This window comes from Vibrio sp. JZG120, assembly GCF_053890955.1.
This window is the reverse complement of record NZ_JBSRRK010000001.1, coordinates 449,997-469,106: the sequence shown is the minus strand read 5'-3', so window position 1 is coordinate 469,106 and position 19,110 is coordinate 449,997. Positions and strand designations below refer to the sequence as shown.

Here is a 19,110-nt window from a genome sequence, read left to right as displayed (position 1 = left end):
TGCATCTAGGAAGGGTTATCAAGTGACTTTTCCAAGGGCTTGGGTGCTTGAGTTACCGCAGGTTGTTTCTCAATCCAATCTTTCAGCCATTTCTTGCGTTGAGATTCGTTATACTGCTTCCAAGTTTCAGCCGCAGACTTGTCTACGCCTTCCTCTGTCGACTCTTTCTCAATTAACCAAGGCATATCACTAAAGAAATTACCAGCCAAAGCACTATCCGCATTTAAAGAAGGAATAGAAATTACAGCATCACGACCAATATCATAGTCATCAACTCCATTTAATCCGACTTGTTTTAGATGAGCAACCGAAAGCTCCAAGTTCGCTTTACCACCAATTACACCACCAAACGGTCTTAGGCCTTTTAACCTAACTCCCGTTGGTGCAACATATTCCAAGTTAAACCTCATGCAGTACATCGTATAGTTTTTGCTCTTAGATAGTTCATTCTCTTTAGTGAGACTACCTACAGCTTCACCTATAAACTCACTCATGGCATCAACTTGTTCTCGATGGTTTTCTGAAATAGATTCAGTAAACATCCATTCTTCGTTTTTATAGGCAAACTCACCAATATGATACATATCGGTGAAGTAAAGAGGACCTTTAACTGGCTTGCCATCATTTCCGTCGAGCGCCAGTTGAATACACATATTCACAGCTTCCCACGGCATACCCAAACGTTCATAAAGTGCTTTTTCATGACTCTCACCCAAAATCAGTACATAAATACTGGCAGGATCGTCTTTCTTTTTGTTTCCCCATGAGAAACCATCACGCCAGATATTATCAGCCGATTGGTACCACTTTCTTTCACTGAAAAAGTTCAAACCAGACGCTTTGGTGTCTATAGCCACCAATTGCTGTTTAATGCCATGAAGTATAGGGATGGTATTTTTGTCTCCCTCACCTGCCATTAAGGTAAAGCTCTCTACCATAAGGTCCTGTTCACGTAGACGCAGTTGCTGCTCTCCCAAGTAGGTATCAAGCAAAACCAGTCTAGTTTCTGTACTTAAAGCGCCAATTTGCAACTCATCTTCAGCATCATCAAACTTCTGCCCCAGACTGTACTCTTGTGGTAAGTAAAAACTATGTTGCCCTTGATTCGTTCTAATTCCCAAGCAGTAACGCATATTTTGGAAGCCTCCGCCTTTTACATAGCGCTTAAAGGAATCCGCTTCTGCAAAATAGTCGCTTGGCTGACCCGATATCGCTGCTCCGGAAACTGCCATACTGAACATTGCATCAGAGAATATTAGCTTTGCTTTAGAGGTCATTGGTTTCATACCGTCGATCATCACATCACCGAAGCGGAATGAGGGAATATGCTCAATAGCAATCAACGTAGCGCCGTCATCAATCCCCTGTTGCTTGTAAAAAGCACTTATTCGCCCATCAGGATCAGCTTTGAAGTCACTAACCTTCATTGGCAACATCCAGTCACTGAAAGCTGGGCCTTTAATATTTTCGAGCCCGTCGACGCGATCGTAGCCAATAGTAACTGGTTTCGCATACTTGTTTTCTTTTTTAAGTACCAACTGCACTTTCACTTTATCGTATGGACCTAGACGACTGTTGCTAGATTGCTGAATCCAACTATCGTATGACATCCATTCCGGTTCATCACTTTCAGCATAGCGAGCTGACTGAACTAGTATTCGACAATAGCCGATTTCATCTTTCTTTAACTCACTTCCCTGCGGGTTAAATGACTCGGTAAAGTTATCAAACATCGTTTCATTTGGATGTTCAAACAACATAGTTTGTATCGGGAAGATTTGATTAAATGCACCTGCCGCTTTAAGGCTATCCCTGTTTTCGGTTATAGAGAGATGAGAAACTTTGCTATTAGTTGTTATTGGAGCAGGCCAATGCTGTGCACCTTGTGGCATATTTGTCGATAATTCGATGTAGTACTCGTTATCACAACGGTTCTTCCAGTTAGCCGCTAAGGTGTTTCCTTTGATCGTATGTACAGACCAATCATCGCTCAAAATGTAATTCTCAATGTATTCCTTCACCTTGTAACGCTCAACCAAAAACCTAAACGAGATATTAGAATTCCGTTTGGTTTGAGATCCTAGGTCAGCAAGTAATAACACTAAGCCATTAATAGCAAGCGCTCGTAGTTGGTAGCGTTTTAACACCTCCTTACGAGCTTCTTCGCTCTCAAGGTGAGTAATGAGTTCCTGATAAGACCTACATTCAATACCTACATCTACCTTACTGCGTCGCAAATCGTTAAGTAACTCGATATGTATTTTTGCTAGCCTTTCAAGCTCACTGACAACCTCATGGCTTTGCTTTAACTCTTCTAGGAAGGAGTCCAACATTAAACTATCAATCACTTTCACCGCAGATATTGCTGTCTTTGACCCCTCTATGGCAAGCATAAACCCTCTTGCCGCAGGAGCTATAGCAGGAATATAGGAAGCGACGTCAACGACACTGTCAAAAATCGCCATTCGCAGTGCGACTTCTGCTTTATCTTGCGCAACCATCTCAGCTTCTAGAGCAAGCCTAGAGCGTTCCATTGCATGCGAGCCATAGCGACTGGGATGAAAGAATATGTTCAGGGATTGCAGGTAAATACGGATTACAACCCGACGGTTTTGTCTTAGATTAGGGTTGTTGCGGTCGACTTTTTCACCTTGTTTGGGAACATAGACAGGTTTACTTTCACCAAAAGCGGCTACCGAAACACGACCTTCAAAAACAGGGAACTCTTTCATGAGCAGTTTTTTCGCATATTCTGCGCGCTCTGCCGAGACCTGCATATTTGCTTTCTCGGTACCGACTTGGCAAGCATGCCCTTCTATCTCTACTCTAAGGTTTGGCTCATTCTCTAAAACGTTGGCAAGAGAAGCAGCAAGCTGTTTAAATATAGATGCATGATCCTTTAACTCTTTTTCACGCGAGTTAAAGGCAAATTCTATTTTTATTCCTGCGCCTCTAGAGCTATTTACGAGAATGGCGTCAATCTGATTGCCAGATTGATCACGCGCATCTTTTAAAGCCTGTTCTAGTTTTTCTTCCTGGATATGGTTAGCTGTCTTCCAAACTGGAATTTGAGCAAGGTAGTCTTTTGTAACTTCTTCTGTTCCTTGCTCTGCTTTATCAACCTTTTTATTTTGATTAACCAGCTGTTTAGCTTTTTTATACAAACTAAGTGCTGTCAGTCCCGTTCCGAAGCCATTAAAACCAACGGTTTTACCACCAGAAAGCCAAGCTTCCGCAACTCGCCCGGCAACCACACGTCGGTTACCCAGACGTGATTCTAAAGAAAGTGCTAGTGCGCTTGCCCGAGCTTCATTGGTGTTAAAAACCTTATCGTGAAATAGCGCCTTCCAACCAATACCCGCGATAGCTGGATTGTGGAGTTCCTGCAATTTATCAAGCGCTTCTTTCGTACTGTAAATACCGTAATACAATTCGCCCGCCGCTTTCATCGCAGGCGGCATCTCGGACTTAACTGCATCCCAATACAGTTTCGAGACGTTATTAAACACCGCTTGGCGGCCATCACGGTCTAAAGTGTCTTGCAAGCTACCGCTCAGCAGCCCTGCTCCTAGCTGAGCAGACACATCTCGGATATTCTTGAGTAACGCAATACTTCTTGAAGCTGGCGTATTGGCAGTTGCACCTTGTACATTACCGTGAAGGTAATGTTTCATATTTCCAAAGTACTGAGGGTATTGATAAATCAAGGATTCCTCAAGGGAGATCATATCGCCACTGACAATAGCAAATTTCCCTAACGGAGTGCTTGAAGAAAAGGTAATCTGTTCACGTAGCTCGTAAGTGTAGACTGTATCTAAACCTTCAGAAAATTGCTGAATATGAGCGTCTTTAATGAACTGTGGAACGCCATTTTTCATCTGGCTTGGAATAAATTCAACACGGATACTGTATAAGCCTTCTTTAAAATCAGCAGGATCAACGTGAAACATCGCGCATGGGTATTGCTTAGCATTTTCTTCTGAATGCTCATCTTCAGGTAATGCTGCTTGTACTGAAGAACCTATTGTTTTGTATTCCCCACCTTCTTTGGTTGAGTCAAATTTTTGCAAAGTAACCGTCGCACTTTCATAACCTTGATCAGAAAAAACTACAGCGCAACTCGCCACAACAGGTAAAACGAAGCCTTTTAGTGTCTCTCCCGATTCACTTACATCTTCATACCACTTGTTATATTCTGCCTGTTCTTCGCTGAGCCCCCCGTTCGCAGCTGGTTCGTAAGGCTTAGCCAATTGTTCAATGCTGATCTCTGTCAAGGTCAGTTTTGCTTCGCTGTTTTCCAACTGGCTACTCAACTCTGCAACTTTTGTAGCTAACTCTTTGGGGTTTAACTCAGAAAGTGAAGCTATTAAAGGCAAGGGCGGAAAGCGGAAAGTGAAGGTCTGCTCACCCTCTTTGGGTAGATCCCTACCTAAAGCATGAATTGTGTGCTCTGGTGTCAGAACCTCAAAAGCCCCATATTGATCGGGCTTTCCGTTACCCAGTGAACATAACTTAAATTTATGGTCGGTAGCCCAAAGCTTAGGCCTATCGCTATCGGTGACGTTAAGCATCGGCACTTTCGCTAAAGGGCGAAGATTAGTCACGTCTTTATTTTTAAGCAAGCTAGGCTCTTCGTGCCAAGTTGGATAGACGTTTTTTCTACCCTCCTGAGTAGCAGGAAAATAAGCACCAAACAAATAGTAATTGGCACGCAAAGGTATCGCGTTACAGGTATCATGAGTGCTCACAGTTCATCCCCTTTAACAAAATCACCATTGTTGGCAAAGGCATTGTAAAGAGAAGAATTACTGGCACTGTGGCCCGTCCCTATTTGCTCCCATTTTAAATAAGAACCAAATTCTTTATTTTCTTTTAGTTTACTGAGGATGGCCCGTGCCGCTCCATCCCGAGCATAATTCGCATCTTTACTCAAAATCTCAAAATAGCGCAGTTTACCTACCGCTCGCGGTACGATTTCTTCTGATTGGAAGGTTCTACTTTGGGTATCAATAAGATAACGGTGCGTTCTAGTTTCGGCCCAAGAATAGCGCCCCGTTGGGCTAATTGATTTCTTACGAAAACGGGCTTCATCTGCAGAACGTGAACTATCCGGCACTATCGAGTAAAGCTCCTTTCCCGTGCGCTCATCAAAGACACCAACCCCATATTCATCGACCATATAACGCTTGCCATCATAAATCACGGAGTACTCATTAAACTCTGTGTCTACTTGCTGTTTGTCGCCTGTCGCTAAGGTGTACTTCCAGTCTTTAAACTTGTCTACGTAGTAAAGATAGCTGCTGTCTTCTGCCCATAGAAACTCTGGGTAGCCACGTGAACGACCTAGTTCAATATACTCACCCGTCTTAAGATCTTTAATTACTTTAAACATCCCTTCTGAGGCCGAATAGGCCAAAGCCAAGTAGCGATTATTTGGAGAGACACGCATTAGACGAACTTTGCCAACAAACTCATCTGCGACCAGACGTAAGTCTGTCCCATCCGTTTTGATACTCCACACTTTATCCCTTTGATCATAGTGGTCTTTCGCTTCATTTCGGGCGTTATCCCAACGAAACACTACACGTGGTAAATCATAAGAGCCTTCATTGGTGAGATCTTCACGTGGCCATTCTTTAGCTTTAAAAATAAAGTGTTTAGGTTTACCCGTCTCTTTGTCATAAATAACGTAATTGTTTTCTGTGATATAAACACGACCATCTTCCCACTGTTGAGCATTTTTTTCTGCGATTCGGTCTTGAACCGTCTGAGGTTTTGGCGCGTGTTGTTCAGGTTCCTTGGCCGATTCTTGATTACAGCCAGATAAGACCGCTAAAGTAATCAAGCATAATGTATGACGTAGATTCATCTTATATTCTCTTCGTTATCTTTCTCGATCGCGTTTAATGGTGTGACAACGCAACCCGAATAAGTTGTTTTGTTAACTTGTCTGATCTTTTTTCTTATAAGCCAGTAAATCCGCAATGGGTGTTTGAGCAAAAATGACCGTTTTATTATCTCTTCCGTGATGACTATTGCCCTGATAACCACGGAGAAGATCCACTTCTTTAACCTCTGCAGGCCAACCAGTAAAACGAATCAACCTAGAACCATTCTCTTTTTTTATACATTGGCGCAAGCACACTCGCTGCGACCAATCACCATCGCTTTGCCTTAACTCAAAGTAATCATCTGACTCGTCCAGCGTCGTATAGCCCGGATATTCGAAAACTATCTCGACAGATTTAAGTAAATACACGACCGCTACATTTTTATTTACCTGGCTTCGTAACATTGCGTATTTTTCAGGTTTTGAGGTCGCAGCACTTGGTAATACTGAGAGCAGGCGAACAGAACCGTCTCCAATTTTAAAGCTTTTCTCACTGCTGTAATGGTTAAGATCAGTGACTTTTATGGCCTTGGTTCCGGGATCACTCTCTAGTTCAGATAGTTCACTCTCGCTCAATCGTTTACTGTTATAAGCCAAATATACTTCTTGAGGCTCACCTTTAATCTTGTAAGGAAGCCATATATGCGGGAGAGGGTAACCTTGCGCGCTCCGCTTCACTGGGCTAGAAGCATTAATAGGGCTCAAATTTGTTTCAATCTTTTCTTTGATTTGTGGCTCATAGCCGGTCATGACTATCTCAACTTCTTCCTCAACTAAGTTGAACACTCGAGCCTCTCCAGAACCATTCAAAGAGCCTTCACTTACCACCTTGCCGTTCTGCACGATTTGGAAAGGCTCATAAGCGAAAACACCGCCTGTTTCAGGATTGGTCATATAGATATCGGCGTGCCTTTTGCGTCTAGAGCCTTCACGAACACTATTAATGTCCGTATCTGAAAAGTAACCATTTTCCGTAATTGCCACTTCGCGCCAAATTTTATTGTTCCAAACAACATACACGTAGCCTGATGTAAACACTTCTGCAGCTTCATCTGATTTATCGCTACTAGGGAAGTGCAGCGGAACCACAGGCACCAACACGTTATCCCACTCATCCATCTGAGTGTCTTTATCAACGGGTTGCAGGTCTTCTGCGAGTTTAAGCAGGATTGGCTGAGGCTGGTCAGTACATGGGATTTTGATATAAAGCGTTTTGCCCTCAGCCTCGAGATCTTTAAATGTCGCGAGGCTGCGGTGTTTATTTTCTGTATCGGCCTTGCCTACAGTAACTTTTTCTTTTTGAGCTTCGGTTTTTCCCAACATCAAACATGCCGCGTTGCTAGACCACTGCCCTGCAAACTCGACAACGATTTTTTGATCTGGACTTGGCTCAGAGGGGACATGCGTGTAACTACGAACTAAAGCAACATCTTCGGTAACCTGCTTGTATCCTGCTTTAAAAGCTTTGCTTTCATTCGAAGCAGATACAGAGTCAACGAGTGTTTTAAGTCTAGGGAAGCTTTGCAGCTGAGAGTCCGTCAATGGCGACCGACGAGCAACGGTAGATAATGACACCCAATTGCCTTTTCCCAATTCGATTCTTATAGCAGCTAGCAATGCGCTGGTCGTTTTTTTGGCAGAGATGGAAATCTTTTGCGCCAACTCTTTAGGGAGGTTTCTAAGGATGTCATCTGAATTGCGCAAACGCGAAAGCTGCCCTATACACTCGTCCGGTGTAAGAACATAAGATAGCTCGTTGGAGGATAGCTTCGAGCTAGGTATAAATTTGCAAACTAAATGCATTTGAATTCTCCACAACCAACATCGTAAATATGGCTGCGGTGACAATTAAGCTGATAAGGCTTACAAGTACGATTTGGTCTGCGTATCCTACTTACTTAGCCATTTATTTTCAACGAGATAGAAAAATCGCCCGAAATCAAAAAACACCAAAAAAATGGTAATTTTTACTATCAAAACATGCGATTTAACCACAATAAAAGCCAGTAACATCACCCACTCTGTCAAAATGGTAAAATCTTACTATCTAAAAAAATTTAATTTATGGACTGAAGTTAACAAAAATCGTAATAACGTGAGCTTGAGGTAAGCGCTCGGAAAGTCAGAAGCTGATGATATGCCCTCCTCAGCAACAAACAACAAATTGACTGTTACTGAGGAAGTTTAAATAAAAAGGTGAGCGCATTACGCACTCACAAAAGTAACTGCTCTGAAGCTTGCTAGGATTAAATTTGCTTCATCGCGAGTTAAAGAGGCGAGGTATTACCCATCGACCTCATGCAGAACACTATACTCAGAGTATAGAAACGAGCGTAAATATATAATATTTAAAAAGATTTTCAACGCGACACATTCACCACAGCATCTACCGAGCGGCCATCACAATCACGTCATACACACCTAAAAGCAACATTGGCCTAGTTATTATAGATATTCAGCCTTGTATTAAGACGATTCATTAATTCGAGTAACTTATCAATAAAGGCAATTATTTTGATAAATATCACAAAAAGTCCCAAATAAATAAAGCGAGCTAAACGCTCGCTTTATTTATGCGGCATCTTTAAAGGTTCTGTTCTCGCCAAAATATCGGTTATAGACAGCTCCTAAAGAGGCCGTACTTGCGTAACGATCATAGTTAAATGTTGCTTGAGCCTCTTCAGCAGAGGCAGACAGCTTGTTGGTACCATTCACATAAATCGTCACCGCCCCGTCTTTCAGTCCTGAAAGATCTAAGTCAATTGTCCATGAGTCTGAAAATACGGTTGCCATGCCTGTAGCCTCTGTACCATCAGCGTCGACTGCTTTGATATCTATATACTCACCATCTTCAAACCGTTCACTGCTACCACTTACTGTCACGCTTTCCACTCCAGTAACATCGTTGATAGCATCTAGATGTATTGTTGGTGTGATTGGCAAGGAGTAAGTCGTGTTCTGGCTACCTGTATTCCCTGATAAGTCTTGGTAGTCACGAACCAGCAACGCCACATTGAGCTCTGACGTGCTTGGTACCACCACATCACCAGTCCAAACGCTTGGGTCCGCGGTTGCCACTAATGAAGTGATCGTCGTACCACCTAACTCCGCCACAGCACCTTGCAATGCTTTATCGAATTCCAGCATTACCGTCACGCTTTGGCCGATGGCTTGGTGCTCAGGCGTAAACGCCACGTTAGTCAGCGTTGGCAGAGACTGCGCGAGTGTAAAGCTCTGGCTTTCACTCACTTCAATGCCCGCTGAGTTCGTCCCCGTTACCATCACGGTGTAAGTGCCATTGGTTTGGTGACTCATATCAATTACGTCACTGGTCCAAGTGCCACCGGCTTGTACTGTCGCACTGCTACTTTTCAATACCGTCGCGCTGCCTTGAGCCTTCACTTCAAGACGCAGGGACTGTCCGTCAAAACGTGTTGACGTGCCTTCGAATTGTAGCGTGGCTGCATGCGTTTCATCCACACTGCCCACAGGCGTAATAGCTAAGGTCGGCGTGATCGGCATGGAGTAAGCCGCGTTCTGGCTACCTGTATTCCCTGATAAGTCTTGGTAGTCACGAACAAGCAACTCAACATTGAGATCTGACGTGCTTGGTACTACCACATCACCAGTCCAAACGCTTGGGTCCGCGGTTGCCACTAATGAAGTGATCGTCGTGCCACCTAACTCCGCTGCGGCGGATTGCAGATCTTTATCGAATTCCAGCGTTACCGTCACGCTTTGGCCGATGGCTTGATGCTCAGGCGTAAACGTCACGTTAGTCAGTGTTGGCAAGGATTGCGCGAGAGTAAAGCTCTGGCTTTCACTCACTTCAATACCCGCTGAGTTCGTCCCTGTCACAATCACAGTATAAGTACCGTTGGTTTGGTGACTCATATCAATCGCGTCACTGGTCCAAATGCCACCGGCTTGTACTGTTGCACTGCTGCTTTTCAATACCGTCGCGCTGCCTTGGGCTTTCACTTCAAGACGCAGGGACTGACCGTCAAAACGTGTCGACGTGCCTTCGAATTGTAGCGTGGCGGCATGCGTTTCATCCACATTGCCCACTGGCGTGATGGCTAAGGTCGGCGTGATCGGCATGGAGTAAGCCGTATTCTTGCTACCGGTATTCCCTGATAAGTCTTGGAAGTCACGAACAAGCAACGCCACATTGAGCTCTGACGTGCTTGGTACCACCACATCACCAGTCCAAACGCTTGGGTCCGCGGTTGCCACTAATGAAGTGATCGTCGTGCCACCTAACTCCGCTGCGGCGGATTGCAGATCTTTATCGAATTCCAACGTCACCGTCACGCTTTGGCCGATAGATTGGTGCTCAGGCGTAAACGTCACGTTAGTCAGCGTTGGCAGAGACTGCGCGAGTGTAAAGCTCTGGCTTTCACTCACTTCAATGCCCGCAGAGTTCGTCCCCGTCACCATCACAGTATAAGTACCGTTGGTTTGGTGACTCATATCAATCGCGTCACTGATCCAAGTGCCACCGGCTTGTACTGTCGCGCTGCTGCTTTTCAATACCGTCGCGCTGCCTTGGGCTTTCACTTCAAGACGCAAGGACTGACCGTCAAAACGTGTCGACGTACCTTCGAATTGTAGCGTGGCGGATTGCATTTCATTCACACTGCCCACCGGCGTAATAGCTAAGGTCGGCGTGATCGGCATGGAGTAAGCCGTGTTCTGGCTACCGGTATTTCCTGATAAGTCTTGGTAGTCACGAACAAGCAACGCCACATTGAGCTCTGACGTACTTGGTACCACCACATCACCAGTCCAAACGCTTGGATCCCCGGTTGCCACTAATGAGGTGATCGTGGTACCACCTAACTCCGCAGCGGCAGATTGCAAATCTTTATCGAATTCCAGCGTCACCGTCACGCTTTGGCCGATGGCTTGATGCTCAGGAGTAAAGGTCACGTTAGTCAAGGTTGGCAGAGATTGCGCCAATGTAAAGCTCTGGCTTTCACTCACTTCAATGCCAGCTGAGTTCGTCCCTGTCACAATCACGGTGTAAGTGCCGTTGGTTTGGTGACTCATGTCCATTGCGTCACTGGTCCAAGTGCCACCAGCTTGTACCGTTGCACTGCTGCTTTTCAATACCGTCGCACTGCCTTGGGCTTTCACTTCAAGACGCAGGGACTGTCCGTCAAAACGTGTTGACGTACCTTCGAATTGTAACGTGGCGGCTTGCATTTCATTCACACTGCCCACTGGAGTGATGGCTAAGGTCGGCGTGATCGGTAATTCGTGAGCGGTGTTATCCTCCCCTATGTTACCAGTCAAATCTTTAAACTGACTAACAACCAAGTCGACACTTAACAGCGTGGTGCTCGGAACTTGTACATCACCAACCCAGACCTTTTTATCTGCCGTTGCGGACAGAGAACTGACGCGATTGCCGCCAAGCGTAGCGGTCGCCTCTTGGATCTCTTTATCAAACTCAAGCGATACATTCACGCTTTGACCCACACTCTGATGCTCGGGGTTAAATGTCACATTGGTTAGTTTTGGTAAGGTTCCTTCAACCGCGATACTTAAGCTGCTTCCTTTTCCAGGAATTGTGTTGGTACTTTGATAGCTATTGTCTTCTACCTGAATAGTGATATTTTTATCTTGTTTTTCTGGGCTGACATAGTTAACCGTCCACGTAATATTGTCTGAAGTCGACCAAGTATCTTGTTTTAACGTTCCTGTTGCACCGCTATCACTAGCGACAAGATGGACATCTGAGATATCAAAGTTCGTAACTTCTTCTGTAAAGTTAAACGCAAGCGTAATCTCTTTGCCTCCAAAAAGAGGGGCGCTTGAGGCGGTAGAGATACTTAGCCCGGGAACGGTTGCCGCTTCCACATGCGCGTCAATAGAACTTTCACTCTTGTTATCAACCTTGTCTTTTGCTGCCACCGTGATCGTATGATCGCCTTTAGGTAACAAATAGCTTATGACATAAGGCCCCGCTTCGGTTGTCGGCTCAGTAATCGCTTGAGGAGCCACAGTGCTGCCACCACTCACCGCTTTTGACGTGACGAGGTTTAAATTTTTATCTGTAATGTATGCGCTAATTTCTAGCTGATACTTATCGTTTGTCGGTATCTTAGAGATTTGATTAGCACTTAAGCCAGAAATACTTGGAACGTCATAATCAACAATAGACTCGATAACTTGTCCATCATAACTTTTGCCTAGTAATTCAAAGCTTGTATTCTCTCTTCCAACTGAGTCCGTCACCGTCACCTTAAGGGTATATGACCCTTGATTATCGACGGCAAAGTTCATCATTCCATTACCACTAGATGAGATAACATCACCTGAGTAACGCAAGGAATCACCGAGGCTTGGAATAAGCTCCACAGAATATTGTGAAGCTTTCACTCTTTCTCCTTCCACCGTAGATAGCGTAAACGGCTGGCTCGCCTTGGTTAAAAACAGTTTCCCACCCTGCAAACTCGTAATTCCATCGAAATCAACCGTGACTTTAGGAACACTAATATCAATGACTTTTCTGATATCAGAATACAGTCCGACGCTATCTGTCGCTTTGATGTCTACTGTGATTGAACCACGCCCCTCTAACTGAGATTTCGGTAGTTCAAAGTACGTAGATGAACCATTCCCATCCTCTACTCTTTCTTCTTGATAACTCGGGTTTAAAACCGAGTAGTTTACTTTTGCGAGGCTGCTACCAGTGTCCGTTATGTCGAAACGAAAACGAACATTATCTGGATTTGTTGGCGATTCAGTTACGATAATCTCATCGCCAACACTTGGAGGTGTATTGTCAACTTTAATATCAACGGTCGCTTCACCGACTCTCGACCACACATCCGTTGCGGTAATAATTGTCCTGATCGTTTTTCCATCAGCATCGCTAGGAAGTTCACTCGTAAATGTTGAACACTTGTAGGTTGGGTCATCTGCACACACTTCCAATTGCGCAAACTTCTCCGGATTATCTTTATAGTTGTAGGATTCCGTTCCAAATCTGGCCATCACATTGTCTAGCCTAGAGTTTTCATACAACTTAATTCTGAATTTAGCGACAAGCTGCTGGCCATTAATGGTTGTGTTTCCGACCGGATCAGTAATTTCAACGACTACCGAACCTTTAGGTAATTCAAGCAGTAGATCATGCTCTGGCGTCAAGTTTCCTGCTAAGTCAGATACGTTTTTGATTTTGTATTCTTGAGTTGTACTCAGACCATCAATAATATCGGCGTAGGATTCAGAGTACGTACACTTGATATTTCCAACACCTTTGGCACAGGTCGTTGGTGTATAAGCTTTGTTGCCAAGATTACGAACCAACTTTGGATACTTATCTGAACTTTCAGTATTCACGCCTGATAAAGCATCATTGAAAGAGAGCTCAAATGTGAGCATCTTCTTCTTCAAAGCTTCATCAAACCAAACATCACTTCCTTTAAAACTGTATGAGTTACCATCAACGACTGTTGGTGCATCAATATCCACCATCGAAAAATTGAACTTGTTGATCGTTTCACGCCCATTTGTACCCAAGGTTTTAGTGATCAAAGTGACAGGTGCTTTCGTCATGTTTTGCCCAACATTGACACTACAACTGTAAGGTTCTTGCGATACGTTGATAACACCAGAAGTTGGTTGCTCATTAGTTGGTGGTGCATCTAGAGAGTTGTACTCTTCACGAACCCAACACTCTAACGTTTTGGCTTTGACCGCACTTAATGTAGTAAAGGTGACATCAAGAACACCATCAGATAAGTAGTTTTGGAAGTCCAGCGGACTTGCAACCGAGAGAACCATGCCTTCACGCTGTACGCTAAAGGTTTGATTTACTTTTCCAACCTTTCTGTCTTTTTCGTCAAGGTAACGAACTTTGTTGTAAACCTTTATATCAAGTTCATAGTTACCATCTTTGGCAATTTGTGTAGAAAGCAGCGTTGCCGTCCAAGTGCCATCTGCGGTTTCTGAGAACGTAAAGTTAGTCCCGTTTTGCTCTCCAGAAAATCTATACGTTGAGTCAATTCGATCAACGCCACTATCATCAACAATATCAAGCGTAAGTACGATATTTCCATCTTGATAGATGGTGTTGTTTGTAATTGGCGTTCCATCCGTGTAACTCATCGCTAGCGTTACCTGCGGGATGGAATTGTACACTTTAACGGTAAAATCTTGCTCACCACTGGTTAAGGTTGTGTTGCCACGAACATCAGACCCTTTTAAACGAATCTTGTGTGTACCTGTGCCTAAATCACCAAGGCTCACTTTGAGATCTTCATTGATTTTTTTACCTGGAGAGCCAGGTAATGGCTCCAGATCGCTAAACGTCCAATACTCTAAGCTTTCTCGGTTTACACCATTAATTGAAATATCACCGTTGGCATTTAGGTCTAACGCCGTTAGGTCAAAGACATAGTTTCCTAAGTAGTAGTCATTCGCATTGAAACCACTTAACCCTAATGTTGGCCCATCACGATCAAGAATAACCTTGTGCGTGTTAGAACTAGACTCAAAACCATAAATATCGGTTGCTTTTACATACAATGACGTTGTTTTTTCATCTTCAGAAATGTCTATTTTATCTGTGTCACTCTTGATAAGAGACATGACAAACTCTTTAGATGAATCCGTTGGCACAATTGTCTTAATTGGCGAATCTTTACCACTTTGATACAGCGAGACTTGCTCAAGGTCTGAATCGTCTATTACGGATTTAAATCGCACATTGAACTCACGCCCTATGACATAGTTCTCTTTAGACAATGTGTCTTCAACCCAAGGCGTATTTAGGATGATTTCGGGGCCTTTGTTATCGACTTGGAAGGTGAATTTCCCTGTTGTACTGACATTGGCAGGGTAAGCGTTGTCCGTCGCAGTGACGTAAAATTCATTCCATTCATCGTAATCAAATGCTTTTGAAACCAGTTGGACTTTGACGTCAGGCTGTTCACCAACTAGGTATGGTACGTCACACGCCTCTGTTAGAGGGTCACAGCTTTCTAATGTCAGAGCCTGACCAGATCCGCGGCGCAGATCTATTTTTACGTTATTGCCAGAGCTTAACGTCCCCCAATCAATGACAGGTGTCCATTGGTTATTACCACCTAAACGGCTTTGAACCTGCTCGCTTTTTACAATAGGAGCTTCAGAGTCGATACGAATATTGAATCTCGGAGCGGTGCTAGTTAACTCTGAAACGGAGTTACCTAAGTTGTCCTCTGCTGCGGCAACAACTAACCAATCACCATCACCCGGGTAAATCGTCGCGCCTTGATTTGAACAAAGCTCCCCCGTACATAATTTGACTTTAAAGGCGTCTTTCGAGTTATTCGAAAAGTCCTCTGGTGTGTATGTGACTTTTTCACCCGTTTGCTGGTAGAAAACAAGACCTCTTGAAGAAAGCTTGTCACCCACAACATCTTCAACCTTGAAGGTCAATTCATGGGTATTTTTGGCATTTAAATAAATACCGTCTTCTACAGGTTTACCATCGACATCATTAGGTGGGAGGTAACTCGTTTTAGGGAAATCATTATCAATAAATACTGTTTCTATAAACGGAGCTTTGCCATCGTAACCATACGCATTGCCATGTGGGTCCATAGCACTGGTTTCCACAGCAAACTCTACAATATCTTTTAGTTCACTAGACTGAGAGTTAAGGGTAAAGAGGTACTCTTTTCGATAAGCATTGCTGTTGCCAGGGTTCTCTACAATGTTAATGTCCAGCGGTATTTCAATGTTTGGCTCACTGGCTTGATACCACATCGTGCTAAACTTCGGACCATAAGCGTCGGTTTCTACAATACCAGAAGGATCGTCTAGGATAATTTTAGAAACAACTTCACCAGCAATATAAAGCCTATTGCCAACCATCGTCTCTCGACCGCTTTCAATCGTTAATTTTGGCTGTGGAGGCAAGATATCGATACTGCTACCCTCTGTATCAAAAATGTTCTTACCATTTAAGTTAGGATTAGCCATCGAAATATCATCAGCATAGAGCTGCGCGATATTGGTCTCAATACCGTATTTGCTCGCCATGATTTCGTAATACGATTGCGCTAAATCCTTTCGATAAGTATCGGAACCGAATTGATAAGAATCGAGCATAACCTGACGTCCACCAACACCAATACCATTCGCTTTTCCATCAAAGCTCAAATCATCGTAAATAGCGGAGGCAAAATCTAATGAGTTATTTCTCGGCATTCCTTGAGCAATACTATCGATGGCTTCGACAAGAAATCGGTGTAGATAATCGTTTGATGGCTTTTCTGGAATCGCTTTAGTAGCAAGCATTTCGTTCGTTGCATAAGGCACAACCGTTGGATCAAACCCAAAGAATGAATTGTTGTTCGTACCTGATAACGCGTAGCGCACCTCATCAAGAATTTGAATCGCACGCTCAGAAGTTTTCTCTCCGGCAGTGACTTGATCCCACTGGAAATCAAACAAGCTAGTCTGATATGTCGATAGTTCAGTAATATAGTAAGTCTGAGAGCCATTGAGCTTAAAGTACACACCAATATTGGCCTTGTTTAAATCAACCGTTACTTTTTTGGTTCCTGGATCTCTTTTCCATTGATAGTAGTATGGCTCGCTGCCCTCGATACCAATTAAACGAACACGCATGAAGTCATAATTCACAACATCAGTTGTGGTTTCACAACTCGCGACGTCAAGAGCCATTGATTGATCACTTTCCAATTGTTGGATAGTGGTACAACTCGCAAGTGAAGTGAATTCACCACTTGGGCTCAACCCTTCAAGTTGAGCTCGCGCACCAATAAATGGTGTCACCACTTTTATGGTTGGTAGGTCAAAGCTACTTCTAAAATATACTTCTCTTGGAGTGCTTTCGTTATCAGACTCATCGACGGTTTGAATGACTAACTTTTGACTACTGTTTTCTGATACCGATTTAAAGCTGTCACCCAAAATATCTCTTACAAACGGAATGTAATAGATGACATCCTCTACTCGCCCATTGCTATCTAACAGCGTTTCGTGCGGAATTTTTGCGATGTAATCGTCATCTGATGCAGTTGTATCAATAACTTGCTGAAGTGAGTAGTTGTTATCGTTGTTTTGGCTTACGTAGTACTTGACGACGAGCTTAAGCTTATTAGCGTTGGAGCCTAAAACCGTATCGGTATTTACGTCTGATACTTTCACACGAACATAAGGGATTTTATTCTCTTTCAATAAATTAGCGTTGAAGTTACTAAAATCTATCCCTTTTAATGAGTTCTGAATCCCTATACTCGCGTAAGCATAGTCAATCTTTAGGAAATCGCGGCTTGCTTGAACATTGTCGGGCGTGTACGTATCTTGAGAGTAGATACCATCGTAAGTGGTTCGTTCACCATCTAAACCGACATTTACGTACGTCATTGACGCACCTTCAGGATAAGTAATCGTTTGTGCTGGCGCTTGATCGTCACGACTTACTGCATGCTGAGCGGTGCCCGTATTACCTTTGCTATCCTTCGCTCGAACCTCAAAGACCGTAGTAGATAGGAATTCATCAGTTGGGTAAGCCTTGCTAAACTCACAAGCATTTCCAGACTCTACAGTGACAGGAGAACATGTGACGTCCTCATGTAAGCCATCTTTAAATGAAATACTGACCGAACTGATCTCTTGCGAGCTTTCTTTTACAACCCCTTTCAGAACATACTCTTTAAGTTGGTTATTAATTGCACTCGCCGATGTAATATCGATAACAGGCGCATCGTTATCCCACTCAAAATCGATATGAAGACCCGAATGGCTGCCTGGAATTAACTCATTACCCAGTACATCCGCTGTATATAAGACTAATCGTGCTGCTGTTACGTTTGAGAGCCCTGTGGCAGTGCTCATATCCACACTATCGATCTCTTTGGTATTAATGTTAACTTTAACGTTGGTTTCTCGAAGGCCAACTTCAAAATCATCAAATTCAACCGAACAGAATGTGCTTCCAAAATCTTGTATGTCGTTACATTGAAATTCACCAGACCAAGAGCCATTAACCTGATACTGAATAAAGGCGGATACGTCTTCTACGCCGATATCATCTACAATCTTTAGATCAACTTTATCGGTGCCAGCGAGCACATCACTGTCCGTACGAGTAACTATTGGCGCATCTGTATCGATATCCGTACCATCTCGCGGCGGAATGACGCCATCAGTACTGCCATATGTACCTAGGTCATTAAGCTTCTTACTAAAGTCGACATAGTCTGCGGCATCAGTACCAGAGATATTGACACTTGGATCGTTTACCACGATCAGAACATGCTGAGATAAATCACGTGTATAAATGTCGCTATTTATCTTTTTCTGTCCAAAGCTGAGGGGAGTCACTGCTCCTGAAGTCTGGCTCACTTCAAGACCATCAAGAACACCATCTGCAATAACATCCCGATATTGGATGTCAGCGAAATGCATTGAAGTGTAGACGTTATCGCTGTTGCCGTATTTTTTTATAAGATCGTAAGAGTAAGACGAGTATGCAGTTAATAAAGCGCCGTATTGATGCCCAGCACTAGCAAAACTGCTTTGCCCACCTTTGGTTATATCAATAGGTTTGGTCTCATTTACGTCAAACCCATACATGCTATTGATACTATCCAAAGCGGTTGAAAAGGCACTCTCATCTGTGGATCCTTGAGAAATTTTGTACTTTGCCAAGCCTGCTGCCAAGTTCGACAGCGGAGTAAGCATTAACTTTTGCTCACTCCCCTCTTTAAAGTTCACAACACCTTCAAATTTAAGTGTCTTCGCATTGCTCACTGATACCGTTTCATTCGTAAACGGGTCGGTATAACTCCCCTCTTTTGCAACAACAAAAAGAGGCATTGAAGACGATTCAAACTCTAGCAGATAGTTTCCGAACGCATCAGACGTCGTGTTAGCCAACTTCCGGCCTAAGTTTCCATTTTTGAACTCGAAAACCTCAATCTTTGCGCCATTTACAGGGGCGTCAAAAACCATACCGGAAATGCTTCCTTTGCTTCTAGCTGGAGGTGTGTTGTCTCCTCCATCACCACCACCACATGCACTCAATAAAAGAGATGTAAGCGTAAGACCTAATGTTAATTTCAGCGTATTTTTAGCGAACATAGTAATTTGGCAAAATATATTTTGCCGAGATTATATTATTGTAAAATATTTTCTCAACGTGACAATAACACCATTTAAAAAGCCAAAAACACCAGACCAACCGTCAC

General features: G+C 43.6%; 4 protein-coding genes. All 4 read right to left on the bottom strand.

The window, feature by feature from the left end; genetic code table 11:
• Window positions 1–5: 5 nt before the first annotated feature.
• Window positions 6–4,748, bottom strand: coding sequence for an OmpA family protein (locus tag ACWPOD_RS02015; RefSeq protein WP_456231492.1), 4,743 nt, complete (start codon window positions 4,746–4,748; stop codon window positions 6–8).
• On the bottom strand, window positions 4,745–5,869 hold the full coding sequence (locus tag ACWPOD_RS02010) for an SMP-30/gluconolactonase/LRE family protein (protein ID WP_151515697.1): 1,125 nt from the start codon (window positions 5,867–5,869) through the stop codon (window positions 4,745–4,747). The genes ACWPOD_RS02015 and ACWPOD_RS02010 overlap by 4 nt, the downstream gene beginning before the upstream one ends.
• Before the next feature lie 72 nt (window positions 5,870–5,941).
• A complete protein-coding gene (locus ACWPOD_RS02005; protein ID WP_456231491.1) occupies window positions 5,942–7,693 on the bottom strand; it encodes a hypothetical protein in 1,752 nt (583 codons plus the stop codon).
• 768 nt (window positions 7,694–8,461) lie between these two features.
• A complete protein-coding gene (locus ACWPOD_RS02000) occupies window positions 8,462–18,874 on the bottom strand; it encodes a tandem large repeat (protein ID WP_456231490.1) in 10,413 nt (3,470 codons plus the stop codon).
• Window positions 18,875–19,110 lie beyond the last annotated feature (236 nt).